This window comes from Cerasibacillus terrae, from assembly GCF_008039555.1.
GTDB classification, from domain to species: Bacteria; Bacillota; Bacilli; order Bacillales; family Amphibacillaceae; genus Cerasibacillus; species Cerasibacillus terrae.
Genome location: NZ_VDUW01000003.1, coordinates 183053 through 200505, shown reverse-complemented (window position 1 = coordinate 200505; position 17453 = coordinate 183053). Strand labels below are relative to the sequence as shown.

At 35.3% G+C, this 17453-nt stretch carries 19 protein-coding genes; 7 read left to right on the top strand and 12 right to left on the bottom strand.

What is annotated here, in order from left to right; genetic code table 11:
- Positions 1-204 precede the first annotated feature (204 nt).
- Entirely contained in the window at positions 205-1191 is a 987-nt protein-coding gene (locus tag FHP05_RS06615) for a DmpA family aminopeptidase (protein WP_147666458.1), read from the top strand.
- A 116-nt stretch (positions 1192-1307) separates the two neighbouring features.
- On the opposite strand, the gene nagE is transcribed toward FHP05_RS06615, so the two are convergent.
- The 4 genes from nagE to FHP05_RS06595 form a co-directional block, all read right to left on the bottom strand.
- Positions 1308-2750 (bottom strand): N-acetylglucosamine-specific PTS transporter subunit IIBC, encoded by a 1443-nt coding sequence (nagE, locus tag FHP05_RS06610; RefSeq protein WP_147666457.1) that lies wholly within the window; start codon positions 2748-2750, stop codon positions 1308-1310.
- A gap of 132 nt (positions 2751-2882) precedes the next feature.
- Positions 2883-3710: a PRD domain-containing protein gene (locus FHP05_RS06605; RefSeq protein WP_147666456.1), complete on the bottom strand. Its 828-nt coding sequence runs from the start codon at positions 3708-3710 to the stop codon at positions 2883-2885.
- A gap of 25 nt (positions 3711-3735) precedes the next feature.
- On the bottom strand, positions 3736-4227 hold the full coding sequence (locus FHP05_RS06600; RefSeq protein WP_147666455.1) for a PTS sugar transporter subunit IIA: 492 nt from the start codon (positions 4225-4227) through the stop codon (positions 3736-3738).
- Between the two features lie 436 nt (positions 4228-4663).
- Positions 4664-4939, bottom strand: a complete 276-nt coding sequence (locus FHP05_RS06595) for a GNAT family N-acetyltransferase (protein WP_147666454.1) — start codon at positions 4937-4939, stop codon at positions 4664-4666.
- A gap of 568 nt (positions 4940-5507) precedes the next feature.
- Here FHP05_RS06595 and FHP05_RS06590 point away from each other — a divergent pair.
- Positions 5508-5816 carry a hypothetical protein gene (locus FHP05_RS06590; RefSeq protein WP_147666453.1) on the top strand — a complete coding sequence of 103 codons (309 nt, stop codon included), beginning with the start codon at positions 5508-5510 and terminating at the stop codon, positions 5814-5816.
- A 74-nt stretch (positions 5817-5890) separates the two neighbouring features.
- On the opposite strand, the gene putP is transcribed toward FHP05_RS06590, so the two are convergent.
- Complete coding sequence (putP, locus tag FHP05_RS06585; RefSeq protein WP_147666452.1) at positions 5891-7366, bottom strand: sodium/proline symporter PutP; 1476 nt, start codon at positions 7364-7366, stop codon at positions 5891-5893.
- Positions 7367-7704: 338 nt separating this feature from the next.
- Positions 7705-8880 (bottom strand): NAD(P)/FAD-dependent oxidoreductase, encoded by a 1176-nt coding sequence (locus FHP05_RS06580; protein WP_147666451.1) that lies wholly within the window; start codon positions 8878-8880, stop codon positions 7705-7707.
- 188 nt (positions 8881-9068) lie between these two features.
- Between FHP05_RS06580 and FHP05_RS06575 the strand changes: the two genes are divergently transcribed.
- The 3 genes from FHP05_RS06575 to FHP05_RS06565 are packed head-to-tail and all read left to right on the top strand — an operon-like array spanning position 9069 to position 10951.
- The gene (locus FHP05_RS06575; protein WP_147666450.1) at positions 9069-9341 is read left to right on the top strand and encodes a (2Fe-2S)-binding protein; all 273 of its coding nucleotides are present in this window, start codon (positions 9069-9071) and stop codon (positions 9339-9341) included.
- Positions 9331-9726 carry a (2Fe-2S)-binding protein gene (locus FHP05_RS06570; protein WP_147666449.1) on the top strand — a complete coding sequence of 132 codons (396 nt, stop codon included), beginning with the start codon at positions 9331-9333 and terminating at the stop codon, positions 9724-9726. The genes FHP05_RS06575 and FHP05_RS06570 overlap by 11 nt, the downstream gene beginning before the upstream one ends.
- A gap of 1 nt (position 9727) precedes the next feature.
- On the top strand, positions 9728-10951 hold the full coding sequence (locus tag FHP05_RS06565; RefSeq protein WP_147666448.1) for an NAD(P)/FAD-dependent oxidoreductase: 1224 nt from the start codon (positions 9728-9730) through the stop codon (positions 10949-10951).
- Positions 10952-10982: 31 nt separating this feature from the next.
- Here the strand turns inward: FHP05_RS06565 and FHP05_RS06560 are convergent, their stop codons facing one another.
- Positions 10983-12065, bottom strand: a complete 1083-nt coding sequence (locus tag FHP05_RS06560) for an MGDG synthase family glycosyltransferase (protein ID WP_230973947.1) — start codon at positions 12063-12065, stop codon at positions 10983-10985.
- Between the two features lie 89 nt (positions 12066-12154).
- Here FHP05_RS06560 and FHP05_RS06555 point away from each other — a divergent pair, with 89 nt between their 5' ends.
- Entirely contained in the window at positions 12155-12964 is an 810-nt protein-coding gene (locus FHP05_RS06555; protein WP_147666447.1) for a metallophosphoesterase, read from the top strand.
- A gap of 46 nt (positions 12965-13010) precedes the next feature.
- Here FHP05_RS06555 and FHP05_RS06550 read toward each other — a convergent pair whose 3' ends face one another.
- Entirely contained in the window at positions 13011-13550 is a 540-nt protein-coding gene (locus FHP05_RS06550) for a YkoP family protein (protein WP_147666446.1), read from the bottom strand.
- Between the two features lie 272 nt (positions 13551-13822).
- Here FHP05_RS06550 and FHP05_RS06545 point away from each other — a divergent pair, with 272 nt between their 5' ends.
- Entirely contained in the window at positions 13823-14068 is a 246-nt protein-coding gene (locus tag FHP05_RS06545; RefSeq protein ID WP_147666445.1) for a hypothetical protein, read from the top strand.
- 174 nt (positions 14069-14242) lie between these two features.
- On the opposite strand, the gene FHP05_RS06540 is transcribed toward FHP05_RS06545, so the two are convergent.
- The 4 genes from FHP05_RS06540 to FHP05_RS06525 all read right to left on the bottom strand — a co-directional run bounded on the left by FHP05_RS06540 (position 14243) and on the right by FHP05_RS06525 (position 17377).
- Entirely contained in the window at positions 14243-14875 is a 633-nt protein-coding gene (locus FHP05_RS06540; RefSeq protein ID WP_147666444.1) for a response regulator, read from the bottom strand.
- A complete protein-coding gene (locus FHP05_RS06535) occupies positions 14868-15911 on the bottom strand; it encodes a sensor histidine kinase (protein ID WP_147666443.1) in 1044 nt (347 codons plus the stop codon). Before FHP05_RS06535 ends, FHP05_RS06540 begins: the two co-directional genes overlap by 8 nt.
- The gene (gene liaF, locus FHP05_RS06530) at positions 15908-16636 is read right to left on the bottom strand and encodes a cell wall-active antibiotics response protein LiaF (protein ID WP_147666442.1); all 729 of its coding nucleotides are present in this window, start codon (positions 16634-16636) and stop codon (positions 15908-15910) included. The genes FHP05_RS06535 and liaF overlap by 4 nt, the downstream gene beginning before the upstream one ends.
- Before the next feature lie 111 nt (positions 16637-16747).
- Positions 16748-17377 (bottom strand): PspA/IM30 family protein, encoded by a 630-nt coding sequence (locus tag FHP05_RS06525; protein ID WP_147666441.1) that lies wholly within the window; start codon positions 17375-17377, stop codon positions 16748-16750.
- Positions 17378-17453: the final 76 nt, after the last annotated feature.

The window sequence follows — 17453 nt, the reverse complement described above, 5'->3', positions numbered from 1 at the left end:
TTTTCCACTTTCCCATTACTCTCCCCTCCAATATATCCAGGACTCGATAATATATCCGACTTCCTAAATATTATATATATACATAATATTTTGAATGATTTTCATTAAAAAGACTAGTTCTGTTTCACGTATGATGGTACGATTCTATTAGAAATTATTTTCAAAATTATTCCGAAACGCCAATATATAAAGGAGGTTTTTCCATTGAAGTTACCTTCTGGAAAGCATAATGATATTACCGATGTCCCTGGGGTTCGAGTTGGTCATGTGACTTTGTACGAAAAATTAAATGATGTCGATACAGTTTGTACTGGGGTAACGGCTATTTTGCCCCATGGTGGAAATTTATTTACGAATAAAATACCTGCAGCTTCTCACATTATCAATGGATTCGGTAAAACGACAGGTCTTATTCAAGTAGATGAGCTGGGTTTCTTAGAATCCCCGATTATGCTGACAAACACATTCAGTGTCGGAACTGTTTTACAAGGAACATTATCATATATGTTAGACAAGAATCCCGCCATTGGAGACACGGCAAGTTCATTAAATATTGTCGTTGGAGAATGTAATGACAGTTATTTAAATTCGATGCGATTACAAGCTGTAAAACCAGAGCACGCGATTCAAGCAATTGAAAATGCTTCAAATGAGCCAATTAAACAAGGTGCTGTTGGTGCTGGAAAGGGTATGATTTGTTATGGCTATAAAGGGGGAATTGGTTCGGCCTCACGAGTTATTTTGGACGAGGATGGAGATTATACAGTCGGCGTACTTGTGTTAAGTAATTTTGGCAAAAGGGAGCAAGCATTGTTTGCTGATTGGAGTAGTGTTAAACAGAAGACACCAGACGGATCCATCATGATAATCATCGGGACAGATGCACCGCTTTATGATAGACAATTAAAACGTCTAGCAAAAAGAGCAACTGCAGGTCTTGCCAGAACTGGGAGTGTCATTGCAAATGGAAGTGGAGATATCGCCATTGCTTTCTCGAATGCCAACCTTGAACAGCACACCCAGGACTGTAAATTTGATTCGTTTACTTATGTTCGGGATGCTCATCCGTTGATGGAAAAGCTTTTCCAAGCAGTAGTAGAATCAACGGAGGATGCAATTATCCATTCATTAAAATATGCAAAAGCTACAAAAGGTAGAAAAGGAAGAATTGTTGAAAAAGCGCCGTTATAAAACACAGACAGATTCCTATAAGGAGCGAATTAAATGGAACTAGCTGAGGATCTGGAGATGTGTGCAAAAAGGCTTGGAAATATCCAAGCCTTTTACCATTTCTATCTCTTTTATTTTTAACTTCGAATTTTATTTATTTCATCTGCCACAAATTGAACATTTGTTCCAACAATAACTTGAATATTATGTTTTCCTACAATGTTTGTTCCTGGAACTCCGGTTGCTTTAATTTTTGCTTCGTCTACTTTATTCATATCTTTTACTTCAACACGTAATCTGGATGTACAATAATCAACAGAAACAACGTTGTCATCGCCCCCTAATCCTTCATAGATTTGGGCTGCCATAACTTCGAAACGGTTTTCTTTTATACCTTCTCTTCCTTGTCCTGTTTCTGCTACAAGTTCTTCATCCTCTCGTCCTGGTGTTTTTAAATCAAATACTCTAATCAAGAAAAGAAACAAGAAGTAGTAAATAACTGCAAAGACAAGTCCTTGCACAATAAGCATATATGGTTTATTTGCAATGTCATTAGCGAAACTTAATGTATAATCCACAAATCCGGCACTAAAGCCAAAACCGGATGTCCACTGGAATGTTGCTGCTATAAATAAGGATAATCCTGTTAGTAAAGCATGAACAACATATAATGCTGGAGCTAGGAACATGAATGAAAACTCTAATGGTTCTGTAACACCAGTAAAAAATGAGGCAAATGCAGCTGCTAACATTAAAGATGCTGCTTGTTTTTTGCGTTTCGTTTTAGCTGTATGATACATAGCAAGCGCTGCGGCAGGTAAACCAAACATCATGATTGGGAAAAATCCAGCTTGGTACATACCGGTAACCCCTTTCTCCCCTTCACTTGCTAGGAATTTACCTATATCATTGATTCCAGCAACATCAAACCAGAATACAGAGTTAAGGGCATGATGTAAACCAGTAGGAATTAAAAGACGGTTAAAGAATCCATATAGTCCAGCACCAGCTGCACCTAGACCACTGATTGCTGTCCCGAATGAGACTAGCCAGGAGTAAATAACGGGCCAAACAAAGAACAAAATACCGGCAACAACAACCATTGCAGCTGCTGACATAATTGGCGCGAGCCTTTTTCCACTAAAGAAAGCAAGCGCATCAGGTAACTGTACATCACTGAAACGGTTATACATCATCGCTGAGATAATACCTGCTATAATTCCAATAAATACATTTGTATTTTGTGTAAATGCTGCATTAACTGTTTCTGGATCAACACCTGTTAAACTAGCAACAGAATCAACAGAGATTAATGACGTAACAACAAGGAATCCGGTTAATCCACTTAATCCTGCTGCACCATGTTTGTCTTTAGATAATCCGATGGCAATACCAACAGCAAATATAATACCTAAATGACCAAGGATTGCGGTTCCTGCATTTAATAGGAAAGTACCGGCAACATTACCTTCCCAAAAACCCAAAATCCAGTTTCCAATCCCAGCTAATATCGCTGCTGCTGGTAAAACAGCAACAGGTAACATAATTGCTCGACCTAGCCTTTGTAGCGCTTTCATCATTTCCTTTTCCTCCTATCATTTTTAATATATTCGCCTACAACATAATGAAAAAGCAACATCCAAAAATAATTGTTCCAAATACCGATATAACAACTGTTACTCATTTTCCTACATCATAATTAAATTTAATAATCATTCCAATAAATTCATTCTTAAGCGTTCAATATGGAGCGTGATATAGCCTAATTCTTCTTCTGGAAAATCAATACCAAAAACACTAGCTACCTTTTTAGTAACTTGTTGGGAACAAGAATAAGATGTGATATATTTCTTCTTAATCATCGCAAGCATTTCTTGATCTAATGCATGAGCACCATGATGCCCCACGCGACCCAACATATAATATAGATGGGTGACGAGTCGTTCGTAGGCCAATCCTGACCTTGAAATTTCCCTTTCCAAATACTGTTCAATCATATCCACCATTTCTCTTACTACGGCTGTTTGCTTGACTGTTTCTTTTAAATCACCTCCCCTAATTTTCATTGTATGAATATGAAGGGCGATGAAAGCTGCCTCATCTATCGACATTTCAATACCTAAATTTGCTTGGATATGTTGAATGGCCCAAAGACCTATTTCAAATTCTTCTTTGTATAGCACCTCAATTTCTGGCAATAATTTATTTTTTAAATAAATTCCTTTTCTTTCTCTTTCAATTGCAAAGGAGAGATGGTCAGTAAGTGCTAAGTGGATGTGGTCATTTAATCTTGTTTCTAATTGGTTTTCTGCATAGGAAATTATTTCCTCTGAAAGGATAAAGTGTACTTCAGGTATACGCATCAGCAACTGTTCAAACTTTTCATTTTCTTTGAGTATAAAAATTTTCTCTATCGCTTTCGGATTGATTAGGTCATTTTTTCGCTTCTGAAAACCAACACCAGACCCGACCACTATCTTCTCTTTATCAGTCTCCTTCACCATGACTGCATTATTATTTAGTATTTTATTAATCTTCATAACAGCCACATCCTTATATCTAAATCTATTGATTAGAAAGGGTGATTAGTATCGACTCTATCGCTTTTACCTCTTGATTGTTTGTCACTGTAAAAGACTGATTTATTTCATTACTATTCGTGATAACCACTGGAGTAATAATACTCTTTGCATGTTGACGAATAAACTCCAAATCAAATTCCATAAGGGATTGACCTACTTTCACTTTATCCCCAGTAGCAACATGGACGTTAAACCCTTCTCCTTTTAAATCCACAGTTTCTAGTCCAATATGAATCAACACTTCCACACCATCTGTTGTTTGAAGACCAATTGCATGCTTTGTTTTAATTACTTGAATTACCTCACCATCAACAGGTGATAATACCTTTCCTTCATGTGGTTGAATGGCTACTCCTTCCCCCATCATCTTTTGACTAAAAACGGGATCTGGAACATCTTCTAACGGAATAATCTTTCCTGATAATGGTGCATGAATTGTTTTTATTTTTTCCTTCTTAAATAACCTTTTTAACATCGTATTCCGTCCCTTCTCGATGGACTCATCAAACTTTTATACCTATGTTTTCCAAAAAGTCCTTTTTTATGATGAGGTAGAATTGAATCAAATGAATATTTTCTCTGTATTTCCAAAGAGGTTAAATCTCCTCCTACTACTTGGATAAAAAAATAATCAATACTATAAAGAAAAAGGCATGGGATACCAAAGAAGCGAATTGATTCCTAGAGTATCTCCATGCCTGATTCAAGTCAGTAACATGTGACCAATATTTAATTATCTTTAATATAGCACTACTTTCTTAAAATTTCAATATGTAAGGGCTTACATTTTATGTTGAATTATAAACATTTTATGAACGGAAAAACAAGAAAAATTTCTATCCGCTTTTCAATATGCCACACCATGGTCATACGGTTGAATGAATCATCGTCTATACTACACTAACTGTACATTATTTCACAAAAACAGCTTGATGTTCTTTATATCGCTTCATAAATACTTCTACATAAGAACATTCTGGAACGATTTTTTTATTTTCTTCCTTTGCATGTGCGACCAATTCTTCTGTTAACTTTTTAGCAATTCCTTGCCCTCGTAGCTGTTCAGAAACGAATGTATGATTAGCAATCAATTTATCCCCTTCTGGTATGAATGTAATTTTTGCTATTGCCTCTTCTTCTGTGTCACCAATGTAAAGTTGATTTGTTCCTTTTTTAATCGTATGCATGTATGATATCCCCTTTCCATCATTGTTTTCTCTATAAATCATAAGAGTGAAAGCATCTATGCTGATTATCTATTTGTCAAAAATTGATTGATTATTTTCACTCCTTACATGTATTATAGATTCATCTTAAAATTTAGCAACTATTCTAATCCATATCGGAGGAAATCAATGATGAAAAAGCGGAAAGTTTTCCTGTTGATTATTTTAATACTGGTATAGCCTTTATTATTACTGTATATTTTTTTTCCAAGGCCTACCATGGAAAAAGGTAGCAGTCGCAAAAGAATTAGAGCATTATCTAGATAAGAAATATGAACAAGAATTTATATTAAAAGAAAAGTATTATAATTTTAAAGATGGGCGTTATGGTGGCATATTTTACCTAAAAAATGAACCTTCTTTAGAATTTAACGCTGATGAAGGTTATAGTGAAAACAAATATGAGGATACCTTTCCTGGTGTTGTTTGGGCGGAACAACTCAACGAAGATATAGATGCCTTCTACAAAGATATTTATCCAGAAATTCACTTATTTGATACAGATTATGTAATTGACACAAAAATCGATATGGTAAAAGGGCCATACATTCCTCGATATGATACAGTAGATGCATTGTTAAGTGTAAGTTTTACAATTAATAAACCATTCGCAGATTCTGATAAGGAATGGAAACAACATGCCAGTTTACTTCAGGAATTGCAAAGGCGCTCTAAAGAAATCGACACATCATTTAATTATATAGATGACGAAAAAAAGATTGAAACCTTTATTACATGTCCAACCAAGACCGACGGAAAAATCAATACAGTTGAGGATGCCAAACAAAAATGTGACGTAAACCACTTTGATTTAGAACCAACCGAGTATATAGAATAAAGAAATTAAAAAAACACCAAAAAAGGTAAACAAAAAGCCATCATAGCAATCTTCATGCCTATGATGGCTCTTCATTATTTATTATTTCCCAAATGCTTCTCCATTTCTTTAAATTGTTTCTCGACGTTCGGGTTTTTATTTGTTGTTAATAAACTAACGATAATGACCGCAATGAAGCTTAAGGTAAAGCCTGGAACAATTTCATATAAAAAGTCGGACAAGTTAGGAATCATCAGCCAAATAATGACAGTCAATCCACCAACAACCATTCCAGCAAGAGCGCCCCACTTCGTCATCCTCTTCCAGTAAACACTTAATAAAATGACTGGGCCAAATGCAGAACCAAAACCTGCCCATGCATTACCTACAATTCCTAAAATGGTATCATTTGGTGTATAGGCCATTATCAAACTAACAATTGCAACAACTAAAACAGAAATACGACCAATAAGCACTAACTCCTTATCAGTTGCTTCCTTTCTAAAAAATGTTCGATAAAAGTCCTCTGTAATAGAACTGGATGTTACTAATAATTGGGATGATACAGTACTCATTATAGCAGCTAAAATGGCAGCTAAAATGAATCCTGTCACATATGGATGAAATAAAACATTCGCAAAAACAATTAACACAGTTTCCGGATCTCCCAATTGTCCTGGCTTGTCTGCAAAATAAGATACCCCGATTAAGCCAGCAGACATTGTACCTATTAATGAAATAGCCATCCAGCTAATCCCTATTCGACGCGCAACTTTTAACTCTTTTACAGATTTAATCGCCATAAAACGAACAATAATATGGGGTTGTCCAAAATAACCTAATCCCCATGCTAAGAAAGATATAATTCCTAAAACAGATGTACCTTTAAACATATCTAGCAAGGTGGGATCAATATTTTTTATATCATTCCATACGGTTTGTGTACCCCCAACATCGGTTAAGGCAACAATTGGAACGATAATTAAAGCCAGAAACATAATAATTCCTTGAACAAAGTCAGTCATACTTACCGCTAGAAATCCACCGAAAAGAGTATATATAACAATAACAGCTACTGTAACAAATAGCCCAACTTTATAATCTAAACCGAATGCGCTTTCAAATAATTTTCCGCCAGAAACCATTCCAGCAGAGGCATATAAAGCAAAAAATACTAATATAACAATTCCTGATACGAACCGAAGAATATTAGATGAATCGTAAAATCGGTTTTCTAAATAATCTGGAATAGTAATCGAATCATTCGCTACTTCTGTATAGGTTCTTAAACGTGGTGCTAATACAAGATAATTAATATACGCACCAACTGTTAGACCAATTGCTAACCATGCACTTGCAATTCCGGTTACATACATTGCTCCTGGTAATCCCATCACCATCCAACCACTCATATCAGATGCTCCAGCTGATAATGCTGTAACTGCTGGACCTAATTCACGACCACCCAACATATAGTCTGATAAGTTGGATGTTTTTCGATAGGACCAAAAACCGATCAATAACATCACTAACATATAAATACCTAACGACACAAATACTTCAAAATCCACCAAACCGCTCCCTCTTTAATTTTGTACGCCTTTATAGTTCATTTTACATGTCACACACCAAAAGCGCAGGTAAAATGTGTCAACGGTTATATAACGTAACATGCCCTACTGATACTTTCAAGGTCAACCGGCCAAAGTGCTCATGCGAAAAACTATGTCCATGTACTATTCTCATAGGAATAAATGCAATTTTAAAAAAGAAACAAGAAAAAAAATCAAAAAATTGAAATAGTCATTTCACATTATTCTAATCCATTATTTCCATTTAGCCAGCTTTCCTTGTTAATAGTTAAAAAATGAAGGGGAAACCTGTTTATCCCCTTCATCCTCCCCTACAATCATGCTGTAGGTACCTTTTTAAACCGATCAAAACGTAACGGATCTACCGGAATAATTGTTTCTTTTTCTGCGACTAACTCTTCTATCAACTTACCTGTTACTGTTGCAAGACTGATTCCATCGCCTTCATGCCCAGCAGCGATGAAAAATCCTGGTACTTCTTCAACAGATGAAACAATTGGTAAATGATCCTCAGTCCAAGGGCGAAAACCAGTATATGCACGAATCATATTGAAATCATTCATTTTTGGGAAAAAGCGAAGTGCCCGTTTTGCCATTGTTTTCACAACATTGATATCAACTCTTCCATCGAAACCAGCAAATTCACGGCTACTTCCTAGTAAAAAGTTCTGACTTTCTGTTGGTTCTAATACTAATGCAACCCCATGTTTTAATGTTTCCGGATCAGCAATTCTCTCACGCTGAAATTTATTCATTAAGTAGCCAAATTCCATTACATTTCGCATCATGACTGGCTTTTGACGTGAACCAACCATAATATGTCCTTTACGTGGAATGATTGGGATATCAATGTCGAGCATTTTTCCTATATAAGGGGCCCATACACCTGCAGCATTAACAACTTTTTCAGCTGTAAACGTACCATTTGTTGTTTCAATAATAAAATCATCTTGTTTTTTTATATTTTTCACTTCTGTTTGTGTATGCAATTTTAACCCATACTGTTTTGCACGTTCTACCAAAGAATAACAATATAAATATGGATTAATTAAAGAATCTGTTTCACATTCTAAACCACCAGGAATATCATCAGCAAAATACGGAGATTCCTGACGAATGTCCTCACGATCTAATACATTAAATTTCAATCCAGCTTCTTTTTGGATTTTCACCCATTCTGTTGCTGCCTCCATTTCTTCATCGTTATCGCACACTAAAATGCTACCTAACTCGCGATATTCGAATGGAATATTTAAATCATCTTTTAAAGCGAGTGTTAACTCCTGACTAACAAGAGACATTTTACTATCAAATCCAGGATCCTTGTCAACGATGGTAACATTCCCATCACAACGAGATGAAGTCCCACTTGCAATATCATTCTTTTCAATTAACATACAATCCATGCCAGCTTTAGAAACATAGTACGCAATGGCACTCCCCATAATTCCGCCACCAATAATAGCGACTTCTGCATGATTTTTATGAGCCATATTCATTTCCCCTTTATGACTAAAATAAGTTATTTACGAATTTCCAGCATTTTTATATTAAAATATTAAATCTATTCTATCATATATGTTAAAATAGCTTTAAATGGAAAGTCAATACTTTAAAAAATTTAAATGTAAGCCATTACATTGATTTTAACATATTATATATAAATAGGGGGATTTTGTAAATGGATAATATCACAATTTGTAGATGTGAAGAAGTAACATTAGAAGACATCAAAAACACAGCAAAAAAATACAACTGTACAGCCCGTGAAATCAAATTGCGTACAAGAGCTGGAATGGGTTATTGTGGTGGAAGAACATGTAGGCCAATTGTTGATACCGTTATGGAACATGTAACAGGTGAAAAGCCAGGGGATAATATTCCATTAAAAGTACAACCACCGGTTCGCCCAGTATCTTTATCTACATTGGAGGGAAAAGAAAATGAAAAATAATCATCGTATTGTAGATCATCCAGTCTTAGGAAGTTTACCAGAGAAAGACTCTATTACATTTACTTTTGATGGTAAAGAATATTCTGGTTTAGCCGGAGACACGATTGCTTCAGCTCTCCTCGCAAATGGTGTTCGCACATTACGCGTCCATGAAGCTAGTGGTAAGCCACGCGGCATCTATTGTAATATTGGTCACTGTTTCGAATGCCGCGTTACAGTTAATAGCACATCTGGTGTTCGTGCATGTTTAACAGAAATAAAAGATGGAATGGTCATTGAAAGTGGAAAACCAGAAGCACAGCCATTTGCATCTAAAAATGTACAAGACTTTCCACGTACATATGCTGAATTTGAAAAAAAGCAAAAAGTGAAAGGAGATAAATAATATGTATGACGTAATCATTGTCGGAGCAGGACCTGCTGGCTTATCTGCCGCCATTCAATGTCGTAAATGGGATATGAATGTCCTTGTCATCGATGAATTTCCTAAGGCTGGTGGAAGACTTCTTGGTCAATTACACCAAGAGCCTAATGGTGAGTGGTGGAATGGAATAGAAGAAACCAAACAATTAACAGAGACAGCTAGTAAATTGAATACAGAAATTCGCCTAGGTATCTCTGTTCATCATGTAGAAAAAATAGATGATGGATTTTTAGTACATACAAATCATGGAGATTTTGCATCGGTTCGTTTATTAATTGCAACAGGTGCAGCAGAATCAGCGGCACCTGTTCCAGGCTGGACACTTCCAGGAGTTATGTCGATTGGAGCAGCACAAGTAATGACAAATGTCCATCGTGTTCGTGTAGGAGAAAAAGGAATTGTGATTGGTATAAATGTCTTATCAGCTGCTATTGCCCGTGAAATGCAATTAGCTGGTGTTGATTTACATAGCATGGTATTACCAGCAATGAACCCTGTAACAAAAGACCATGCTCATCCGAAAAAAGTAATGGATAAATTGAGTCGTATTGCTCATTTAGCACCTTCCGCTTTTCTTCGTTTCGGTGGTAAAGTTGCTAAGGCAAATATTGCAAGAAAACTTGCTACCCAATTTTACCCAAGAAATGGAATGAAAATGTGGGGTATGCCCATCCATTTACGAAAAGCTGTCACCCAAATTAATGGAACAGATCATGTAGAATCTGTAACCATGTTTGATGTAACTGCTGATGGGAAATTGAAAAAGGGAACTGAAAAACGAGTGGAAGTTGATTTTGTTTGTATTGCTGGTGGACTTTATCCACTAACAGAATTAGCAGCTGTTGCCGGATGTCCATTCCACTATTCAGAAGAACTTGGCGGACATATCCCAGTCCATAATGAAGAAATGAAAACACCAATTGACGGCCTATTTGTAGCTGGAAATATTACTGGTATTGAAAGTGCTAAAGTAGCTCGTGCACAAGGGAAAGTTGCAGGATTATCGATTGCCCGGGAAAAATTAAAGGGAATAGCTGATTTGGAATATAAAGTATTACAGGCAATGAATGATGTTCGAAAAACTCGAAATGAAGCAAGCATTCAATTCCATCCAGGTATCGAAGAAGGTCGTACCAAAATGGAAGACGTTTTTCGTGAATCAAAAAAAACAGAAACTGCACTTTAAATATTAAAGCTGCCTCTTTTGTGAGGCAGCTTTATTTTTTGTCTAGAATGGATAATGGGATATTTTCCAAATGGGAATGATAATTTTCTACATTATTTCGGTACTTGTGTTGAAAATTTTCATTATGGAAAAATTGAATGATTTGCTGTTCTATATTCCCTTTTTCTTCATGAACGGGAATAACAACTCCTAATTTTAATAACTCTTCCATATTCAATTTCTCTTGTCCTGGTAATACATGGGATACGAAAATAGGTTTTCGTTTATAAAGACATTCACTTACTGTCACCCCACCTGGTTTCGTTAAAACACCATCCACTTCATCGTATAATTGATTCATCTTTTCTCGTGAAGAAATATATGGGAATGGAGTGATATTTTCTTTTCGATAGGTGTTTAACTTATTGAAAAGCTTTCTGTTTTTTCCACATAATATATAAAAATGAACACGACCTGTGCTTTGTTTTACGATTTTTCCCATATCCCCAACCCCTAAATTACCACCTGTAACAAGAATTTTAATTGACTTATTGGAAGTTTTTCTCTCACTTGTTCGCTTGAACTTCGGATTTATCGGAATTCCGGTGACAAAGATTTTATCCTTTGCTACCCCTTTTTTTAATAAATCATTTTTCACGAGTATGGACGGGGCAAAATGATAATCAATTCCGTCTATCCCCCATACTCGATTGACAAAATAGTCCGTATATACATTGACAACAATTGGATTCCAATTCGATTGTTGTTTTAAACGACTGGCAAGACTAGAGGGTAATGCATGGGTACAAAAAAGAATGTCTGGATGTTTTTCCTTTATTAATCTTTTAAAAAAGGAATAAAAAAAAATACTATAAAATGAATTACGCTTCCTATTTCCATGTTCTCTGACAGAAGATATATCATATATCAAATGGTAGGAAGTTGGAAAGTGTTGAATCCATAAAAGATAGCTTGTAGAAATAACTCGCTCAAGCTTTCCATAACTATAAGATAAAATATCCACTTTCTCATAATGAAAACCTTCATACTGTTGTTTCACTATGTACCGTAATGTATCTGCTACCTGATGATGTCCAGTCGAAATTTGCATAAATGGTAGGAATAGAATATTCAATTTTTATCACCCCTTCTTTACTCAAACCCTGTATTTACCAATGAAACAGCTCTATTACCATGTTATAATCCTTAAAGAGGAGTGATAACATGATTTATGCTGTGATTAGTTTGATCATCATTGGTATCATTTTATATAAAGCATATAAAAATACAGCAGATATCCAAATCAATCATATTAATCTAGATTCCGATATAAATATAGATTCCTCATTATCCATCCTTCATCTTTCCGATTTTCATTTAGAAAATATTTCATTAACACCACATCAATTAGCTAAAAAGCTTGAAGAAAAGAAAATTGACTTCATTGCATTAACTGGAGATTTCCTAGATCGTAAACGAAGCATTCCAAAATTAATTCCCTATTTACAGGTTTTAAACAATACACAGCCGAAATACGGAATATATGCTGTATTAGGAAATCATGATTATGTGTTAAAAAAAGGAAATTTACAGCACCTAATTGATATATTAGAACAACATCATTGTCATGTATTACAAAATGCTAGCCATTCGATAACTATTAACAATAAGACAGTCAATATTATTGGAATTGATGATTTCAGCACCAACCGAAGCAATATTCCTTTGGCATATAAAAATGTAAAAGAAGGGAAAAATATCGTTCTAACACATGACCCGAACATCGTATTAGAAATGAAAGATTATCGTTTTGACTATTTGATGGCCGGGCATTTTCATGGGGGACAAATCTGTTACCCTAAGGCTTATCACCTTGCAAAAATGGGGAAATTACCCCGAAAAAATATCATAAAAGGACTACACACTATCCATGGTGCACCATTTTATATTAATGAGGGATTGGGCCAAACAGGAGTCAATATTCGTATTGGAAGCAGACCGGAAATAAGCTTTCATAATTTATCTATTTCATAATCCAAAAGGAGTATTCACTCCTTTTTTCTTTTACATATACATAACATTACGAAAGATAGTGCTTTTGTAATTGTTCCTTTGACATAAATAAATACATCGGTTCCTCGGAAATGGAGGCATTCGTTAAGATATTAATGAGGAAAAAAGTCCATTTTTTAAAAGAACGATAAAATGGATTCTTGATTGGAACAATTTCGAACCCTAAACGTATTGCCCCCTGATTTAACATGGTAATTCCAAGGATTCCTTTGGCCTTACAGTACTTTTTATTTTCCTCTAAAAATACTGCCAATCCTCCCAATGCTTGGCGAATGCTCCGGTACAAATGAATTGCCTTTTTTACTTCATTGTCTATCGACTGGATTTCTGAAATCAACCGCACATTATGCAAATGAATTTTTATTAATACGTCATTTCTTTTTATTACCGTCCCATCCTCTAAGATAACCCTAGCCCCTTTATAACGTGTCAATCGCACACGAAATATTGTATTTTCCCTTTCCATCCCAGGAACATAACATAGTCGTGTACATTGATAATATATAGGATCCATGATATTCCACAGATTCAGTAAATAACTTCTCATCACAAAGATTCCTTTCATTCTGTATTACATTTATAGTTTGTAATTTACTTAAAGAAATATCAATGGGAATTTTAGGATGTTATGTTAATTTTACAAGGCGTTGATATACAACATGGCAGGATGGAAGAAGTAAAGGCAATTTTATATCAAGCAATTGAGTAATTGGAAATTATTATAAAGCATATTCTTTTTGATGAGACAAATATTAATACTGATTGACCAGTATCAAGGGTTCTTTTCTTGTTAAAAATTTCTTAAAAGGAGATAATACAATGGCAAACAACCGTGGAATGATGACAACGCTTATGGCAGTTGGTGCAGCAGGTGCTGCTATTTATGGAATTCGTAGAGGTATGCAAAATGGGACATTCCAACAAATGGGAAAATCCCTACAAAATATGACTAATAATCAAGGTGTCCAAGAAGTAACAAGTGCATTAGCTAGTACAATGAACCAGGACAGTACTGGGGATGCATCACAATCATCAGCTCAAACGATGGCGCAAAATTTGGAATAAATATAACACCCGATGGGAGACATCGGGTGTTTTTAGTGTTAGTTATAAAGAAAATAATGTCATCATATGGAGTGTGAGTAATAGAACCGAATCAAAGGGAGATGTAAAAACAAAGTATACATTTTTATGCATTCCTGAAAAGCCTAAAAAAAGACACCCAACTATGGATGCCTTCTACTCCACTAATTCATGCTGAAATGCATAAATAACTGCCTGTGTTCGGTCCTGAACCTCTAATTTCCCTAAAATATTACTGACATGAACTTTCACTGTTTTTAATGCGATAAACAACTGATCTGCTATTTCCTGATTTGTTTTTCCTTGTGCCATAAGGAGTAAGACTTCTGTTTCCCGCTTTGTCAATTGTTCATGTGGTTGTTCAATGGGCTTTTCGCGCATTTTATGCATAATTTTCCCTGTTACTTGTGGCTCTAGGATGGATTGCCCTTTATATGTTTTACGAATGGCTTCAGCTATTTCATTTGCTTTGGATGTTTTTAACATATAACTCGTCGCACCTGCTTCTAATGCAGGGTATACCTTATCATCATCCAAGAAACTTGTCACAACGATTATTTTTGCCTCTGGCCATGCTGCTTTTATCTGCCGCGTTGCTTCGATACCATCCATTTCTTTCATTACCAAATCCATCAAGACGATATCAGGTTTTAATTGTAATGCTAATTCCACTGCCTCTGTACCATCATCTGCTTCTGCAATGACTTCCATATCAGCTTGGGCGGATAAATAAGCAGACACACCAATACGTACCATTTCATGATCATCTGCAAATAAAATTTTAATTATTTAAATCACCTTCTTTATGCAAAACAGGAATTTTTACTTCTATTCGAGTTCCTTCACCTGGTAAACTAATCACCTTCAATATACCACCAAGTTCTTCTGCTCTTTCTTGCATGTTAGTTAAACCGTATGAACTTGTTTTTACTTTGTGTACATCAAAACCCGCTCCATTATCAACAATACGCATTATGACATGATCATCACGCTCAATCAATAATACATATAATGTAGAGGCATTTGCATGACGTAATGTATTGGATACTGATTCCTGTAAAATCCGGAACAGTTGATCTTCTACTCCTTTATCTGCATGAAAATCCTCCACTTTCCAATCAATTTCAATTGGCACTTTTTGTGTTAATTCATGGAGTAATTCTTCTGTACCTTCTTGTAGTGACTTTCCCTTTAAAGCAACCGGACGTAAATGTAAGAGAAGTGCACGCATTTCTAATTGGGATTGATGAATCATTTTTTCTACCATGAATAATTGCTTTTTCAAATTTGCATTTTTAGGTGGATTTGTTTCATTGATAGCAGACATCATCATTGATGCTGCAAACAATTGTTGACTAACCGAATCATGTAATTCCCGTGCTAAACGATTTCGTTCTTGGACAACGATTTCTTGTAAGCTTTGCTCACGTTCCGTTGTTCTTTCGGTAACGAGTTTTTGCGATAATTCTGCTTGATGACGTAATTTTCTATATAATTTTTCTATATAATTTTCAATCATTATTACTTCTTTATAGTTAGCCTTCACAGATGGGAGCTTTTGTTCTTTCACTAAAGTTTCTAGTTGACGTTCAACATACTTAAAACGTTGTCTCCAAAATAATCCTGCTGTAAATCCAGTAATCATCCCTAATACAACAGGAATACTAATGATATACACCCAAAAAGGAACATCATACACTTCTTGTTTCCAAAGCTTTGTCCAATCATCAAGTGGAAAGGCAAAAAAGGTAACCCCAAGAGTAAGGAGAATTAACAACAGGTACAACATACTAGAAGTTATCATATTTTTTAAGATAATCTTCATATCCGCTTCACCTCAATATCTCCAGAAAAAATCGAGGTGATAATTTTGACACGTAAGTTTCCTGTCTGGTACCCCTCTGTTTCATATGACAATGTTTGATTCACTAATCGAATATGATGTTGATCGAAAATATGCACCCTACCAAAAACAGAACTATGGTGAATCGATACTTCTACTTCATATGGTACATACACTTCTATATTTCCTACTAAGTGCCGAATCGAAATGATTGCTGTATCATCTGGTAAGAATGTCTGACTTAAATCAATTACCTGATCACCAAATGCAGAATGAATATTAATATCTGTCCACCGATAGGCTTCATCTGGTGTTTCTTGGTCTTTAAATAATTGGTGTTTAAAAATCGGCGTTAATTTGATTAAAGATGATTGAGATGTTTCATCGTGAATTGGCTTGGGCTGAATATACATTGTTTCATTTCTCTTTTTTAAATAATCCCATAAAAATAAAAGTATACTGACTACTAATAAAAAACGCACAGCCATTAAATTCAATACAGCAAATAAGAGACTAATCGTTCCTATCCAGAATAAAATTTTTCCCCATAGTCGATGGTATTTCTTCCAACCGAAGTAAACGAGCACTCCAAAAAACATCGCAGGAATTAACATGCCACCATGGAAAAAAGCTATCTCTACAACGAAGAGAATCACTCCGATAATAATTATCCAGTTTACTGTATCTGTTGAAAGTCGTTGAAACAAGAGATAGCCCTCCTTTACTCTTGATGATGTAAAAAACAGACGTACCTATATATACGCCTGTCTAGTATATCACTTTTTTCTTCTAGCTACATCGCTTAATTATTGTGTATTTTACTGTTCTTTTGCTTCCATTTCTTTTTCTAGCTGCGCGATTTTACTATCAAATGTACTCCGGTAATAAGCACTATTCACTTTATACTCTAAGTCCTCAATATATCTTTCCATTTCGGAAAAACGTGCATATGGCTTGTCGGCAGTATCATGAAGTACACGATTCATTTGATGACTAGCACGCGCGATATTTTCACGTCCCATTAACTCCATTCGACGTAAATGCATGTCCTTTAATTTATGCTTCATTTCTTCATATTTCTGTTCTAACAATTCTAATTGTTGTACAGCTTCCTCACGAGATTGTTTCATTCGATCGGCACGATGTTGATATTCCTCATGTTCTTTTACTGCAAAAGCATGCATTTGTTCTTCGTTAGCTTTTTCAGCAATAGTCGCTTGTTTCAAACGCTTGTCCGCCATATCTTGTGCTTGGTGAAATTCCTTGGTAAACTCGTCTTTTAAACGATATTGTCTTTTGATTAACTTACGCACCTTTTCTGTTTCTTGTTCACTTTGTCTTAAGTAATGATTTAATGATGCGATTGGATTTTTTTGCTCCTTTTTATCTAATAGATCATGTAAATCTGCTGAAATGGTATCTTTTATACGTGTAAAAATATTTGCCATAATGTTTCGCTCCTTTAATCATATTTATGTTCTAAGTCACCTAAAGCTATGTCCAGTTCAACTTATTTCTTGTATC

Coding starts and splice junctions, on each gene's coding strand:
- nagE (WP_147666457.1), bottom strand. CDS start 2,750: ATGATGAAAGCGCTACAAAGGCTAGGTCGAGCAATTATGTTACCTGTT.
- FHP05_RS06605 (WP_147666456.1), bottom strand. CDS start 3,710: ATGAAGATTAATAAAATACTAAATAATAATGCAGTCATGGTGAAGGAG.
- FHP05_RS06600 (WP_147666455.1), bottom strand. CDS start 4,227: ATGTTAAAAAGGTTATTTAAGAAGGAAAAAATAAAAACAATTCATGCA.
- FHP05_RS06595 (WP_147666454.1), bottom strand. CDS start 4,939: ATGCATACGATTAAAAAAGGAACAAATCAACTTTACATTGGTGACACA.
- FHP05_RS06590 (WP_147666453.1), top strand. CDS start 5,508: ATGGTAAAAGGGCCATACATTCCTCGATATGATACAGTAGATGCATTG.
- FHP05_RS06580 (WP_147666451.1), bottom strand. CDS start 8,880: ATGGCTCATAAAAATCATGCAGAAGTCGCTATTATTGGTGGCGGAATT.
- FHP05_RS06575 (WP_147666450.1), top strand. CDS start 9,069: ATGGATAATATCACAATTTGTAGATGTGAAGAAGTAACATTAGAAGAC.
- FHP05_RS06570 (WP_147666449.1), top strand. CDS start 9,331: ATGAAAAATAATCATCGTATTGTAGATCATCCAGTCTTAGGAAGTTTA.
- FHP05_RS06565 (WP_147666448.1), top strand. CDS start 9,728: ATGTATGACGTAATCATTGTCGGAGCAGGACCTGCTGGCTTATCTGCC.
- FHP05_RS06555 (WP_147666447.1), top strand. CDS start 12,155: ATGATTTATGCTGTGATTAGTTTGATCATCATTGGTATCATTTTATAT.
- FHP05_RS06550 (WP_147666446.1), bottom strand. CDS start 13,550: ATGAGAAGTTATTTACTGAATCTGTGGAATATCATGGATCCTATATAT.
- FHP05_RS06545 (WP_147666445.1), top strand. CDS start 13,823: ATGGCAAACAACCGTGGAATGATGACAACGCTTATGGCAGTTGGTGCA.
- FHP05_RS06535 (WP_147666443.1), bottom strand. CDS start 15,911: ATGAAGATTATCTTAAAAAATATGATAACTTCTAGTATGTTGTACCTG.
- FHP05_RS06525 (WP_147666441.1), bottom strand. CDS start 17,377: ATGGCAAATATTTTTACACGTATAAAAGATACCATTTCAGCAGATTTA.